Raw genomic sequence first — 13,360 nt, 5'->3', positions numbered from 1 at the left:
TTATGAATAAGATAAATGATTATAAAAATGGTGAAGAGATGAATCTTGATGTAATTATCAAGCGTTCAGATTTACGAGTTGCCAAAAATGGTAAGAACTATTTGTCTCTAGTTTTTGAAGATAAATCTGGTCAAATTCCAGGTAAATACTGGGATTCCAGTGAAGGGGATGCTACCAATTTTAAAATTGGAACAGTTACTCATCTTGTAGGTAAGAGAGATAACTATCAGGGTAATCCTCAAGTTAATATTAGTAGTCTTAAAGTTTTAGATCCCAATTCTATTGATATGTCACAATTTCTACAGACAGCTCCTATCTCAGCAGAAGATATGGAAGATCAAATGGAGGGGTTATTTCTTCAAATTACCAATGGACATTGGAATAGAATAGTAAGATATCTATATAAAAAATATCATGATCAATTCTACATTAGTCCAGCTGCCAAGATTAACCATCATGATTTTCGTGGTGGTTTAGCATATCACACACTTTCAATGGCAAAATTAGCAGAGAAAATATGTGATCAATATCCTCAAGTTGATCAAGCATTACTTTTAACTGGAGCTTGCTTGCATGATTTAGGGAAAGTGATTGAACTCGGTGGAAGTGTGGATGTTGAATATACTTTTGAAGGTAAGATGTTAGGACATATCACAATAGTTGATGAAGAAATTGTTTCTGCAGCTAATGAGTTGGATATATCTTTAGAATCAGAAGATATGATCTTGCTGAGACATATGGTTATATCTCATCATGGGTTGCTAGAATATGGTTCACCTGAAAGACCACAGTTATTAGAAGCAGAATTATTACATGAAATCGATATGATAGATGCTTCAATTAATATGATTACTAAGGCTTTAGATAGAACAGAAGAGGGCAGCTTCTCTGAACGAATATTTGGTTTAGATAATCGTACGTTCTATAAAAGAAATACAAACTCCTAAACGAAAAGACACACTCCTATAATTAAGGTGTGTGTCTTTTTTATACATTAATTTAAAGTAAATAAAAAAAACCGCCATTCGGCGATTTTTTATTTTGTTGTGTTTGATGTAGAAGAATTATTATTTGAAGATGAACCATTACCAGTATATCCGGCTAAGATATTCTTAAGGTCATCATCCTTAATACTTACATCAGCTTTCTTAAGAACTTTACCAATAACTGATTGCATTACAGTTGAGTCTTGCATCCATCCAGTGTAGATACGTTCTTTAAGTTCAGATTTGTGATCTGCAAGTTTACCCTTAGCAGGTTTGTTGTTTAATTGAAGAACTACATAACTACCGGTTGTTGTTGTAACAGGTGTTGATGAGTAGTCGCCAACTTTTTTAAGCTTGTAAGCTGCAGTAACGATTGATGAGTCAACTTGTGTTGAAGTGTTATCAAAGGCAGCTAACTTACCACCTTTGTCTTTTGTAGATGTATCTGTTGAGTATTCTTTAGCAAGTGCTGAGAATTTTTCACCATTATCAAGTTTTGTAATTACTTCTTTAGCTGTATTTTCATCAGCAACTACGATTTGAGAAACAGTTATTTTTGGTTGATATTTCTTCCATTCAGAGTTAAGTTTCTTGTCTGAAATCTTCTTGTTAGCTTTAAGAGCTTCTTCTGTTAGAAGGTTAGTACGAACATTGTCCTTGAACTTACTTTCTGTAAGTCCATTTTGTTCTAGCAATGTCTTGAATTGTGAACCGTATTGCTTCTTGTATGAGTTAAATTTCTTATTAACATCATCTTTTGAAACTTTGTCACCATATTGATTTTCAAGAGCTTTAGAAATGATCATTGTTTGAAGGGTTTGCTTACCACTTGTAGAATCCTTCATTTCCTTGTAGTAATCATTTTCTGAAATTCTTCCGCCGTTCATTGTAGCGACAGTTTTGTTACCAGCACAACCGGCAACTGTAACCATCATCAACAAACCAGCAAGGGCAACAGCCCATTTTGTAATACGTTTGTTCATTTTTACACATCCTTAATTAAAGTCTATAACAAGAAAAGAGTACCACAAAAAAATCACATTTTGCATCAAATTAGATAAAAATTCAAAAAAAAATCACATTTTATCCACTGAAAGACTAAGATAATATAGAATTATATCAATCTAGCTAGGCAGATTTTCTTTGAGATCTTCTATTGTTAGATTAATATCATCTACGATTGGAGAGATTTCTTCAATATAGTTGCTTACATCATTTTTGATACCGGTAACTACTTCAGGTACTACTTTGATGTTACTTTTTAGAGATTTTAGATCGGATACAAAATCATTGGCATTGCTAAAAACATTTGTACTTCCGGTAGAACTAAATTTTCTACCTTTAGAAAAAATATATATACCAGCACTAGCTGCTGAAATTAAAGTAATAGTTGTACGTAATTTCATCTTTATTCTCCTATAGATTTTCTTTAATATTGTTTAAGATCTGTTCTAATTGATCAGATGTATATTTTTCAGTGTTGTCTTTGAAACTAATAGCGAAATCATCGTGAAGAGTAAATTTAGGGACGAAATGAATATGTGAGTGCATAACAGTTTGATAAGCAACTTCACCGTTATTCATTGCAATGTTCATACCTTCAATATTTTTATCAGATTTTTTAATTGCTTTGGCAATCATTGGAATCTTAGTAAGAACTTTCTCAGAAAGTTCTGAATCATATTCAAAAATATTCTCCACATGCTTCTTTGGTACCATAAGTGTATGACCTGGAGTTACTTGGGAAATATCAAGAAAAACCTTCACGTCATCATCTTCATAGATAGTATAACTTGGAATCTCATTATTTATAATTTTACAAAAAATACAGTTATCCATATTGAATTTTTCCTCTCAAATAAGTATATTGTTTATTTCATGATATCATTGTTATATTAACAAAAACAGATATAGGTGGTTTTATCCATGACTTTAGAAATTAAAGATCTTACAGGTGGCTATGGTCACGTTAATGTATTAAATAAGGAAACATTTACTGTTGAAGACGGTCAAGTTGTTGGAATGATCGGATTGAATGGTGCAGGTAAGTCAACAACTATAAAACACATTATTGGATTATTGAAACAAAAAAGCGGTCAAATTTTGATTGATGGTATTTCTCTTGAAGACAATGTAGAAGAATACCGCAAAAAAATTGCATATGTACCAGAATTGCCAATTCTCTATCCAGAGTTAACATTAAAGGAACATATTGACCTAACTATAATGGCATACGATCTTGACCATGATAAAACATGGGAAAATGCTAACAAATTGTTAGAAACATTCAGATTATCAAATAAACTAGATTGGTTCCCACAAAACTTTTCAAAAGGTATGAAACAAAAAGTTATGATTGTTTGTGCTTTCATGACTGATGCCAGATTGTTTATCATTGATGAACCATTCACAGGATTGGATCCACTATCTGTGAATGATTTGCTGAATGTAATTGATGAAAAGAAAAAAATAGGTTGCTCTGTGCTAATGTCTACTCACGTTTTAGCAACTGTCCAAGATCACGCTGATAAATTTGTTCTTATTAATAATGGACAAGTTCGCGCGGATGGAACTCTTGACCAATTGAAAGAAATGTTTGATATGAAAGATGCCAATCTAGATGATATTTACATCAAGATGTCCAAAGAGGGCAAATAAATGAGAAAACTTTATTCAGAAAGATTAAGAAGACATCAGCAGGAACAGTTTAAGTACTTAAGATTAGTTTTCAATGATAACTTCATGTTGGCATTTATTGTTTTAATGGGAGCCGTAGGATTTTGGTATTCCAATTTCTTAGGATCATTTACCAACCAACAATGGTGGGGTAAGCCAGTATTTATTATAATCACCTTTTTGTCATTTCAAGCAGGTCGAATTGCTACTTTGTTAGAAGATCCAGATAGTACTTTCTTACTAGCAAAAGAAAATGACTTCTATGAATATTTCAAGAGAGCTCTTTCATATAGTAGATTTTTACCAATTTTAGCAATAGCGTTGATATCATTTTTACTATCACCATTTGCATTTAGGATGGCAGATTTCAATGTCACAGGTATCGTGATATTTGCTGTATCAGCTGTAATAAGTAAGATGAGCTTACTTAATGTAGAATTATTTAACTTATACAATGAAGAAAATACTACAAAACTACTGTTTGAATTAATATTACTTGCATCGATTGTCATTGCTACATATTCTAGTTCGTTAATATACTTAGTAGTAAGTATTGTATTACTAGTTATTTCTGTAATGGTTACCAGACCTAATATTACAAGTAAGAGACTACAGTGGCAAAAAGCAATTAGTTTAGAAAATCAAAGAATCTTCAAACTAAAAAGATTTTACAATTTATTTACAGATGTTCCAGGTGTAAGCAGTAAAATTAGACGCCGCAAATGGTTGGATTTCTTGTATTCATCAATGAAATTAAAACAAAGTAATACATACTTCTATATATTCGTCAGAGGATTTGTCCGTAATAACGAGTATATTGGATTATTTATAAGATTGACTATCATTCAAGGTATTTTATTAGCATTTATCGATAATTTTTATATTTCATTAATAGTCGAAATACTATTTATTTATTTGTTAGGATTCCAGTTAAAACCTTATTTCAAAGAAATTATGCAAAATATGCTTCAAAGACTTTATCCAATTTCAAAAGATCAAAAAATACGAGATTTTATTAAATTATCAACTATTATTTTATCAATTCAGTGGTTGATTAGTGCTATAGCGATTTTTGTACAATTTTCATTTACAATGAACAGCATTGTAATTTCACTAGCAGGTTTAGTAGTGTTAATTTTTGTTAACTATTTCTACATGCCAAGACAATTAAAAAAAATATAACGTAATGGAGTAATTAAATGCGCTTAAGAAACAAGCCTTGGGCTAAGGACATGATTAATGATAATTTGGATTTGATTTCGGTTCATCCAGAAAAAATGGCGGGGAAATGGCAATCTAAATTTGATAAGGAACAACCTTTATTTATTGAAGTAGGTTCGGGTAAAGGTAGATTTATAACAGAGCTTGCAAAAGGAAATCCTCAAAATAATTACATTGCAATTGAGGTTCAAGAAGGTGCAATTGCTCTTCTTCTAAAGAAACAAGTTGAAAATAAAATTCCAAATTTACAACTCTTATTAGCTAATGGAGCTAATTTAGATGAGATGTTTGCTGAAGATGAGGTTAGTGGAGTTTACTTAAATTTCTCTGATCCATGGCCTAAAACTCGTCATGAGAAAAGACGCCTAACTTACAAGAGCTTCTTATCACAATATGAAACTGTTTTGAAAAAAGATGGAATACTACAGTTTAAAACTGACAATCAGGGATTATTTGAGTACTCATTGTTAAGTATGAATAATTATGGAATGGTCTTTGATGACATTTCTCTTGATCTTCACAATGACGAAGAGAAAAATGCTGCAAACATTGAGACAGAATATGAAGAAAAGTTCTCAAAAAAAGGCTTCAGAATTAATTATCTGAAAGCCCATTTTAAAAACTAATATTATATTTTCTTGATGTTTAGTAGTTCACCGCTCATTGCGTCAGCAATGAAATGATATTGAGAAACATCATCTTCGTCAAGTGTTGTAACACCACCAACGATACCCCATGTAGATTCTCCGTCAACATTTACACGTTGATAAAGTGGCTCTACCCAAGTACCGATAACTTTTTGATCATCGCCAAGAACGTTTTTTACTTTTTCAATAATACGGTTACTGTCCACATGATGCTTAATTGCTACAGTTGCAGCTACACCAGCAACTAGTGCAGTACTTGCTAAAATTAATGATCCAATACCTTTTTTACTCATAAATAACACTCCTTAACAATTTTGATAATCATATATTAACACTTTTATATGAATATTGTATGATTAAAGTAGCAAGGAATGTAGATTGTTTGACTAAATTTTAGAAAAGAAGTATCTTAAATATCTCGAAAGGTGGTTAAATCTATGAAAACGCTTGAAGATTTTAATACAAAAGACTGGAAAGAAGCCACAAAACAAGGGAAATATGTTTTATTTTTCCATGCAGATTGGTGTCCAGATTGTAAATTTATTGAACCAAAAATGCCAGAAATTGAACAAGATTTTTCTGATTTCACCTTTATAAGCATTGATAGAGATGAAAACATGGATATGGCTATTGAATTAGGAATTATGGGCATACCAAGTTTTATTGTAGTAGAAGATGCTAATGAAATTGGTAGACTTGTCAATAAAGATCGTAAGACAAAAGAAGAAGTTGAAAACTTTATTAGTTCTACTGTCGAAGCAAGCTCATTATAATAAAAAAGTAGTTACTAAATATTAAAGTAACTGCTTTTTTTATTAACTAAATGTTATATTAGAATTATGATTTTTTATCCTTATGAATAAGCGAGGAATTCATTTTGTTACTAAGTTTTTATAATAAAGAAGAATTAGGCGATGTTCTAATAGTAGAATGCGCTGATGATACTAATGTAAAACAAAGGACAACACAAAACGGTAATGTTGTTCGTATATCTGATGAGAATGACAATGCTATTGGTTTTAATTTTTTTAACATTCATGACAAATTAGGAATAAACGAAAATGGACAAGTTTTCCTTAATGAATCTCAAGTTTACATTTTAAATGAAGAACTTAAAAAAGCTTCATTCAATGATACTCTTGAAGCAGATGTTTCTCCCAAATTTGTCGTAGGATATGTAGAAGAAATGACAGAACATCCTGATTCTGATCACTTGCATATTACTAAAACAAATGTTGGACTTGATTCTCCTGTTCAAATCGTTTGTGGTGCATCAAATATTGAACAAGGTCAATTGGTTGTTGTAGCACTTCCAGGCGCAGTTATGCCAACCGGTTTTGAAATTTGGCCAGGACAACTTCGTGGAGTAGATAGTTTTGGAATGATTTGTTCAGCAGGTGAACTGGGAATTCCTAATGCTCCTAAGAAAAAAGGTATTTTAGTACTTGAAGAAGGATCAGCTGGCGACGCCTTTGATTTTGAAAAAGCAGAAAAGATGTTTAATTAGGAGTAATTATGGAAAATAAAATTTATCATTTTGTTGGGATAAAAGGAACTGGTATGAGTGCTTTAGCACTTATCATGAAGGATTTTGGTTATGAAGTTCAAGGATCAGATATTGATAAATATACATTTACTCAAAGAGAACTTGAAAAAGTAGGAATCAAAATTCTACCATTTGATGCGGATAATATTAAACCAGGTATGACAGTTGTTGCTGGTAATGCCTTTAAAGATGACAATGTTGAAATTAAATCTGCTCTTGATCAAAAAGTAGAAGTTATCAAATATCCTGAACTTCTAGCACAAGTTATGAGTGACTATACATCTATCGGAGTTGCTGGTTCTCACGGTAAGACTAGTACAACTGGTTTGTTAGCACATACATTAAGTGGTATTGCTAAAACTTCATATCTTATCGGTGATGGGACAGGTAAAGGTGATAAAGATGCAAAATTCTTTGTTTTCGAAGCCGATGAATATCGCCGTCACTTCCTTGCATATTCTCCAGATTATTTAGTAATTACAAACATTGATTATGATCATCCAGATTATTATTCTGGAATTGATGATGTAATAGATGCTTTCGAATCTGAAGCACGCAAAGTCAAAAAGGGTATTTTCATCTGGGGTGAGGACAAACATGCTGGTAAAATTTCAGCTGACGTTCCGATATATTCATATGGTCTAGATGACAGTGATTATATTCAAGCAAAAAATATCAAGAGAACTGTTAAGGGTTCATCTTTTGATGTTTATATTGATAATGAGAATATTGGTAATTTTGAAGTTCCATTATTTGGAGAACACAATATACTTAATTCTCTGGCAGTTATCGGTATTGGTCACATGGAAAAATTGGATCATGACCCAATTAACAAAGAACTTCAAACATTTGGTGGTGTCAAAAGACGTTTTAGTGAAAAAAATGTGGCAGACATGGTCATTATCGATGATTATGCACATCATCCACAAGAAATTAAAGCTACTATTGATGCTGCTAGACAAAAATATCCAGATCGCGAAGTTGTAGCAATTTTCCAACCTCACACATATACAAGAACTCTTGCATTGATGGATGATTTTGCTGAAGCTTTGGATCTAGCTGATGAGGTTTTCTTAACAGATATCTTTGGATCAATTCGTGAAAAACAAGGTGACATTACAAGTAAAGACCTTGGAGACAAGATTAATAAGGGTGGTCGTGTTCTCACATTAGAAGACATGTCGCCATTATTGGATTTTCATAATGCAGTTATGATATTTATGGGTGCTGGAGATGTTCAAAAATATGAATTAGCATATGAACAAATTTTAAGTACTTTAAATCCAAATCAACAATAATAATTAAGAGTCAGGTGCATGTTCACTTGGCTTTTTTTGTTGTGAAAAGACTGTTAAAATATTAATAATGTAAACAGATTCCAGAGGAGATATTATGGCTGATAAATTATTACTTATTGACGGAAATAGTGAGGCGTTTAGAGCATTTTATGCTTTAAATGATCTTGATAAATTTACTACACCCGAAGGAATACACACTAATGCATTGTATGCATTCACAAATATGTTGGATTTGATTCTGAAAAACGAAAAACCAACACATGTTTTGGTTGCCTTTGATGCAGGTAAGACAACTTTTAGAACAGAAAAGTTCGATGATTATAAAGGTACAAGATCTAGTACACCATCTGAATTAATGGAACAATTACCATTGATTAATGAGTTACTTGATGCCAAAGGAATAAAGCATTATGAGTTGCCTAATTTTGAAGCTGATGACATAATCGGAACTTTGGCAAAAGAAGCAGAAGCTGATGGAATGACTGTTACAATCCTCACAGGTGATCGAGACTTAACTCAATTAACGACAGATAAAACTACAGTAAAAGTTAATGTCAGTGGAGTTACCAAAATAGAATCATACACACCAGAGTTTGCAGAAGAAAAATGGGGTGTAAGAGTTGACCAAATTATTGATAAAAAGGGGTTGATGGGTGATAACTCTGATAACTACCCTGGTGTAACAAAGATTGGTCCTGTAACTGCAGAAAAATTGTTAAATGAGTATGGAACTATAGAAAATTTATATGATCATATTGATGAATTAAAGAAGAGCAAGATGAAGGAAAATCTTATAAATGACCGTGAAAATGCATTTATGAGTAAAGATCTAGCTACCATAAGAAGAGATGCTCCTGTAGATATTTCTTTGAGTGACACAAAATATAAAGGTGAAGATACTGAGCAGTTAGTTTCCTTTTATAAAAAGGTTAACTTCCAATCTTTCTTGAATCGTATGGATCTGAGTGAAGCCAGTGAGGATATAGTTGGTTCTAAAGTCGACGTTAAGTCTGAAGAATTAGACTCTTCTGCTGTTGATTTTATTATTGAGAGTAAAAAGCCTATTACAATTATTGTCGAAAGTTTTGGAGAGAACTACCATATTGAACCAATTATTGGAATTGCTTTATCGGATGGAGATAGATATTTTGCAACTGATAATGTAGGTATATTAGATGATCAAAAATTTTTGTCATGGTTATCTGATGACTCAAAAGAGAAGTATGTTTTTGACTATAAAAAAACAATTGCACTACTTAACCGCTATGGAAGTAAAATATCAGGTGTAACATTTGACTTGCTGCTAGTATCATATCTTCTTGATACTAATGATAGTAAGTCTGATCTTGGTATTGTTGCCAATAATTATGGATATAATATTCAGACAGTAGAAGAATTTTATGGTAAAGGTGTCAAAAAATCACTTCCAGAAGATGCAAATGATTTACTAGACTATTTATCTGAAAAAGCTTTTGTAGTAAATGAACTTCATGATAAAACTATGGCAGAGTTGGCTAAAAACGATCAAGATGCTCTTTATGATGAGATAGAGTTACCACTTTCAATTGTTTTGGCTGAGATGGAAATTGAAGGAATTACTGTTCAGACCAGAAAATTAAAAGAAATGGAAAATACATTTGCACTTCGTTTATCAGATATTGAACAACAGATTTATCATGAAGCAGGTCAGACTTTCAATATCAATTCACCTAAACAACTAGGTGTCGTTTTATTTGAAGATTTGAAACTTCCTGTTGTTAAGAAAACAAAAACAGGTTATTCAACAGCAGTGGATGTCTTAGAAAAACTAAGAAATGAATCTCCTGTTGTAGATTTGATTTTACAATATCGCCAAATTTCCAAAATCCAATCAACATATGTTATTGGATTACAAAAATTCATTCAAGCAGATAACAAGATTCATACTATTTATCAACAAACTTTGACGCAGACAGGAAGATTGTCATCCAATGAACCTAATTTACAAAATATTCCAATCCGAATTGATGAAGGTCGACAAATAAGAAAAGCATTTGTTCCTCAAAAAGAAGATTGGCAAATTTTCTCTGCAGATTATTCTCAAGTTGAACTACGTGTGCTTGCACATATTTCTGGTGACGAAAATATGCAAGAAGCATTTAATGAGGATTATGATATTCACGCACATACAGCGATGCGAATTTTTGGTTTAAACGATGATTCAGAAGTAACAAGTGATATGAGAAGACAAGCTAAAGCTACAAACTTTGGTATTGTCTATGGAATCAGTGATTACGGATTGTCACAAAATATCGGTATTAGCCGTAATAAGGCTGCAGAATTCATCGATAATTACTTTGAGCAATATCCGGGTGTTAAAAAGTATATGGATGATATAGTTAAATTTGCAGAAGAGAATGGTTATGTGGAAACTATTATGCATCGCCGTCGTTATTTACCAGATATTCATTCTAAGAATTTTAATATTCGTAACTTTGCAAGAAGAACTGCTATGAATACGCCTATACAAGGTAGTGCTGCAGATATTATCAAAGTTGCAATGATTAACATGCAAAAGATGATTAAAGATGAAGGGTTACAAGCCAATCTTCTTCTTCAAGTACATGATGAAATGATTTTTGAAGCGCCAAAATCAGAAATTGAAATATTAGAAAAACTAGTACCTAAAGTTATGGATTCAGCGGTGAAACTTGATGTTCCTTTGAAGGTAGGTACTGCACATGGAAATAACTGGTACGAATCTAAATAAAAGGAGTTTACTATGCCTGAAATGCCTGAAGTCGAAACTGTTCGACGTGGATTACAACAACAGATTGTTGGTAAAAAAATAGAAAAAGTAGATATAAGATATCCAAACTTGATAACTGGAGATACTGCAGATTTTGTTGATATAGTCACTGGTGCCACATTTATTTCAGTCAATAGACGAGCTAAATTTCTGGAATTAAATCTGGACAATGATTTGACTATTATTAGTCATTTGAGAATGGAAGGAAAATATAAAGTTTCTAAAGATCAGTCAGCAATTGACAAGCATTCTCATGCTATTTTTTATTTAGATTCTGGTGAGATGTTAATTTATAATGATGTTCGTAAGTTCGGACGCATGCAGCTTTGGGAAACATCAGATCTTTCAGATAACCCCTCTATCAAAAAATTAGGACCTGAACCACTAAGTGATGATTTTAAATTATCTATTTTGTATCCTAGGGTAATAAAACATAGAAAAGACATAAAAACAGTTCTTTTGGATCAATCTGTAATAAGTGGATTAGGAAATATTTATGTTGACGAGGTTTTATGGAAGTCAAAAATCAATCCATTAGCTAAATCAAATGAATTATCAGAGTCTGACGTTCAAAAGATTATTGACACTTCGAATGAAGAAATGGAAGTTGCTATTAAATCTGGAGGATCAACTATAAGATCATATGTTGATTCAACAGGTCATAAAGGAAATATGCAAGCTTTATTGCAAGTATATGGTAAAGAGGGAACTCCATGTCCTAGATGCGGTACAGAGATTGAAAAGATCAAAGTAAACGGTCGTGGAACTCATTTTTGTCCTAATTGCCAAAAATAAATGCTTGCATTAGTTTGGCAATCAGAGTATTGTACTGGATATTCGCTACCGAATTATTTCAATTGGAGGTAAACAAATGAATTATCGTGTTCAACTAAACACGGATTCTCAATTGTTTACTGTTGTAGATAAGTACAATAAAAATGTATTTGCGAACGGTATAACAATCGAAGAAGCCGTCGAAAAATTTAAACGAATATAAAAATAAACCTAGCTCATGTTGAGTTAGGTTTTTTGTATTATTTAAGAATATTGTTTGCAAATCTAATATGATTTATAATTACACGAGAGATATGTGTAAAAAATTAAGTCTGCGAGGTAACTATGAGTTTAATTTATGGTTTGACCGGTGGCATTGCAACTGGAAAAAGTACCGTCGCTAAAATTTTGCAAGAAAATAATATAGAAGTATTTAGTGCCGATCAAGTAGCACGAGATGTTGTTAAACCAGGAACATTAGGATTAAAACAAATTGTTGAAACTTTTGGAACTGAGATTTTAAATGAAGATCAATCACTGAATAGAAAAGAATTAGGTTCGATAGTTTTTAAAAATAAAACTGAACTGGATAAGTTGAACAAAATTAATGGTCCACTAATTAGAACTGAGATTTTAAATATCATTAATAATGTCAAAAAGAAAAAAGATGATAAAATATATGTCTTTGAAATTCCATTATTGTTTGAATTTAACTATCAACAATATTTAGATGGGACAATTTGTCTTAGTATGCCGAAAGAATTACAGACAAAAAGATTAATGGATAGAGATAAGATATCAGAGGAACTAGCACAACAAAAAATATCTAGTCAGATGCCAATTGAAGAAAAAGTGACATTAGCAGACTACGTTTTTGAAAATACTGGAACTATAGATGATCTAACAAAAGAAACTAATAATTTAATAAAAAAATTAAGAGGTCACATAAATAATGAATTGTCCTAAATGTCATGGCACATCTTTGAAAGTTTTGGATTCGAGACCTTGTGAGGACGGCATGTCAATTCGCAGAAGAAGATTGTGCGAATCATGTGGTAATAGAATTACTACCTATGAAAGAATAGAAATAACACCAATTTTAGTAGTTAAGAAAAATGGTGATCGAGAATCATTTGATCGTGACAAAATATTAAAGGGTCTCGTTCGCTCCTCTGAAAGAAGACCAGTAAGTATCGATCAACTAAATGAATTAGTAGATCAGGTTGAGAATGAACTAATTAAGACAGGGAAGAGAGAGATTGCTTCTCAAGATATAGGCGAGATTATTATGAAATTGTTATCTCAATTAGACGATGTAGCCTATATTCGTTTTGCAAGTGTTTATCGCGAATTTAAAGATATGAATGGATTTATGCAAGAAGTACAAGAAATGATAAAAAATGAAAAAAGTAAAGAGGGTTAGT

The 13,360-nt window shown here is 31.9% G+C and carries 16 protein-coding genes; 12 read left to right on the top strand and 4 right to left on the bottom strand.

The annotated features are described in order from the left end of the window. Nucleotides 1–2 precede the first annotated feature (2 nt). Nucleotides 3–947, top strand: coding sequence for a 3'-5' exoribonuclease YhaM family protein (locus tag CS873_RS06250; protein WP_099975011.1), 945 nt, complete (start codon nt 3–5; stop codon nt 945–947). Nucleotides 948–1,036: 89 nt separating this feature from the next. On the opposite strand, the gene CS873_RS06245 is transcribed toward CS873_RS06250, so the two are convergent. The 3 genes from CS873_RS06245 to CS873_RS06235 all read right to left on the bottom strand — a co-directional run bounded on the left by CS873_RS06245 (nt 1,037) and on the right by CS873_RS06235 (nt 2,825). Then, a complete protein-coding gene (locus CS873_RS06245) occupies nt 1,037–1,957 on the bottom strand; it encodes a peptidylprolyl isomerase (protein WP_425435975.1) in 921 nt (306 codons plus the stop codon). Between the two features lie 153 nt (nt 1,958–2,110). Further along, nucleotides 2,111–2,392, bottom strand: coding sequence for a hypothetical protein (locus CS873_RS06240; RefSeq protein ID WP_099975009.1), 282 nt, complete (start codon nt 2,390–2,392; stop codon nt 2,111–2,113). A 10-nt stretch (nt 2,393–2,402) separates the two neighbouring features. Beyond that, nucleotides 2,403–2,825, bottom strand: coding sequence for an HIT family protein (locus CS873_RS06235; protein WP_099975008.1), 423 nt, complete (start codon nt 2,823–2,825; stop codon nt 2,403–2,405). A gap of 87 nt (nt 2,826–2,912) precedes the next feature. Here CS873_RS06235 and CS873_RS06230 point away from each other — a divergent pair, with 87 nt between their 5' ends. From CS873_RS06230 to trmB, 3 genes are read left to right on the top strand one after another with little or no spacing between them, the layout of a single operon-like run. Then, nucleotides 2,913–3,644, top strand: a complete 732-nt coding sequence (locus CS873_RS06230) for an ABC transporter ATP-binding protein (protein ID WP_099975007.1) — start codon at nt 2,913–2,915, stop codon at nt 3,642–3,644. Then, on the top strand, nt 3,645–4,844 hold the full coding sequence (locus CS873_RS06225; RefSeq protein WP_099975006.1) for an ABC transporter permease: 1,200 nt from the start codon (nt 3,645–3,647) through the stop codon (nt 4,842–4,844). 17 nt (nt 4,845–4,861) lie between these two features. Then, on the top strand, nt 4,862–5,509 hold the full coding sequence (gene trmB, locus CS873_RS06220; protein ID WP_099975005.1) for a tRNA (guanosine(46)-N7)-methyltransferase TrmB: 648 nt from the start codon (nt 4,862–4,864) through the stop codon (nt 5,507–5,509). A gap of 2 nt (nt 5,510–5,511) precedes the next feature. Here the strand turns inward: trmB and CS873_RS06215 are convergent, their stop codons facing one another. Further along, the gene (locus CS873_RS06215) at nt 5,512–5,823 is read right to left on the bottom strand and encodes a hypothetical protein (RefSeq protein WP_099975004.1); all 312 of its coding nucleotides are present in this window, start codon (nt 5,821–5,823) and stop codon (nt 5,512–5,514) included. Nucleotides 5,824–5,967: 144 nt separating this feature from the next. Here CS873_RS06215 and CS873_RS06210 point away from each other — a divergent pair, with 144 nt between their 5' ends. From CS873_RS06210 to nrdR, 8 genes are all read left to right on the top strand, one after another. Beyond that, the gene (locus CS873_RS06210) at nt 5,968–6,303 is read left to right on the top strand and encodes a thioredoxin family protein (RefSeq protein WP_099975003.1); all 336 of its coding nucleotides are present in this window, start codon (nt 5,968–5,970) and stop codon (nt 6,301–6,303) included. Between the two features lie 104 nt (nt 6,304–6,407). Next, a complete protein-coding gene (gene ytpR, locus CS873_RS06205; RefSeq protein WP_099975002.1) occupies nt 6,408–7,037 on the top strand; it encodes a YtpR family tRNA-binding protein in 630 nt (209 codons plus the stop codon). Between the two features lie 8 nt (nt 7,038–7,045). Beyond that, entirely contained in the window at nt 7,046–8,374 is a 1,329-nt protein-coding gene (gene murC / locus CS873_RS06200) for a UDP-N-acetylmuramate--L-alanine ligase (RefSeq protein WP_099975001.1), read from the top strand. A gap of 94 nt (nt 8,375–8,468) precedes the next feature. Beyond that, nucleotides 8,469–11,123 (top strand): DNA polymerase I, encoded by a 2,655-nt coding sequence (polA, locus tag CS873_RS06195; protein ID WP_099975000.1) that lies wholly within the window; start codon nt 8,469–8,471, stop codon nt 11,121–11,123. A gap of 12 nt (nt 11,124–11,135) precedes the next feature. Further along, nucleotides 11,136–11,957, top strand: a complete 822-nt coding sequence (mutM, locus tag CS873_RS06190) for a DNA-formamidopyrimidine glycosylase (RefSeq protein WP_099974999.1) — start codon at nt 11,136–11,138, stop codon at nt 11,955–11,957. A gap of 76 nt (nt 11,958–12,033) precedes the next feature. After that, nucleotides 12,034–12,159: a hypothetical protein gene (locus tag CS873_RS08315; protein WP_277750444.1), complete on the top strand. Its 126-nt coding sequence runs from the start codon at nt 12,034–12,036 to the stop codon at nt 12,157–12,159. 122 nt (nt 12,160–12,281) lie between these two features. Next, on the top strand, nt 12,282–12,902 hold the full coding sequence (coaE, locus tag CS873_RS06185; protein WP_099974998.1) for a dephospho-CoA kinase: 621 nt from the start codon (nt 12,282–12,284) through the stop codon (nt 12,900–12,902). Then, complete coding sequence (nrdR, locus tag CS873_RS06180; protein ID WP_099974997.1) at nt 12,889–13,359, top strand: transcriptional regulator NrdR; 471 nt, start codon at nt 12,889–12,891, stop codon at nt 13,357–13,359. The genes coaE and nrdR overlap by 14 nt, the downstream gene beginning before the upstream one ends. Nucleotide 13,360: the final 1 nt, after the last annotated feature.

Source organism: Companilactobacillus metriopterae (genome assembly GCF_002762335.1).
Classification (GTDB): domain Bacteria; phylum Bacillota; class Bacilli; order Lactobacillales; family Lactobacillaceae; genus Companilactobacillus; species Companilactobacillus metriopterae.
Note: the sequence above shows the minus strand (reverse complement) of the source record. Positions and strands in the feature narration are given on the sequence as shown.

Excerpts from the sequence above, each read along its gene's own strand:
- CS873_RS06230 (WP_099975007.1), top strand. The coding sequence starts at position 2,913 with ATGACTTTAGAAATTAAAGATCTTACAGGTGGCTATGGTCACGTTAAT.
- murC (WP_099975001.1), top strand. The coding sequence starts at position 7,046 with ATGGAAAATAAAATTTATCATTTTGTTGGGATAAAAGGAACTGGTATG.
- CS873_RS06250 (WP_099975011.1), top strand. The coding sequence starts at position 3 with ATGAATAAGATAAATGATTATAAAAATGGTGAAGAGATGAATCTTGAT.
- coaE (WP_099974998.1), top strand. The coding sequence starts at position 12,282 with ATGAGTTTAATTTATGGTTTGACCGGTGGCATTGCAACTGGAAAAAGT.
- polA (WP_099975000.1), top strand. The coding sequence starts at position 8,469 with ATGGCTGATAAATTATTACTTATTGACGGAAATAGTGAGGCGTTTAGA.
- trmB (WP_099975005.1), top strand. The coding sequence starts at position 4,862 with ATGCGCTTAAGAAACAAGCCTTGGGCTAAGGACATGATTAATGATAAT.
- CS873_RS06235 (WP_099975008.1), bottom strand. The coding sequence starts at position 2,825 with ATGGATAACTGTATTTTTTGTAAAATTATAAATAATGAGATTCCAAGT.
- mutM (WP_099974999.1), top strand. The coding sequence starts at position 11,136 with ATGCCTGAAATGCCTGAAGTCGAAACTGTTCGACGTGGATTACAACAA.
- CS873_RS06225 (WP_099975006.1), top strand. The coding sequence starts at position 3,645 with ATGAGAAAACTTTATTCAGAAAGATTAAGAAGACATCAGCAGGAACAG.
- CS873_RS06240 (WP_099975009.1), bottom strand. The coding sequence starts at position 2,392 with ATGAAATTACGTACAACTATTACTTTAATTTCAGCAGCTAGTGCTGGT.
- CS873_RS08315 (WP_277750444.1), top strand. The coding sequence starts at position 12,034 with ATGAATTATCGTGTTCAACTAAACACGGATTCTCAATTGTTTACTGTT.
- CS873_RS06215 (WP_099975004.1), bottom strand. The coding sequence starts at position 5,823 with ATGAGTAAAAAAGGTATTGGATCATTAATTTTAGCAAGTACTGCACTA.
- CS873_RS06210 (WP_099975003.1), top strand. The coding sequence starts at position 5,968 with ATGAAAACGCTTGAAGATTTTAATACAAAAGACTGGAAAGAAGCCACA.
- nrdR (WP_099974997.1), top strand. The coding sequence starts at position 12,889 with ATGAATTGTCCTAAATGTCATGGCACATCTTTGAAAGTTTTGGATTCG.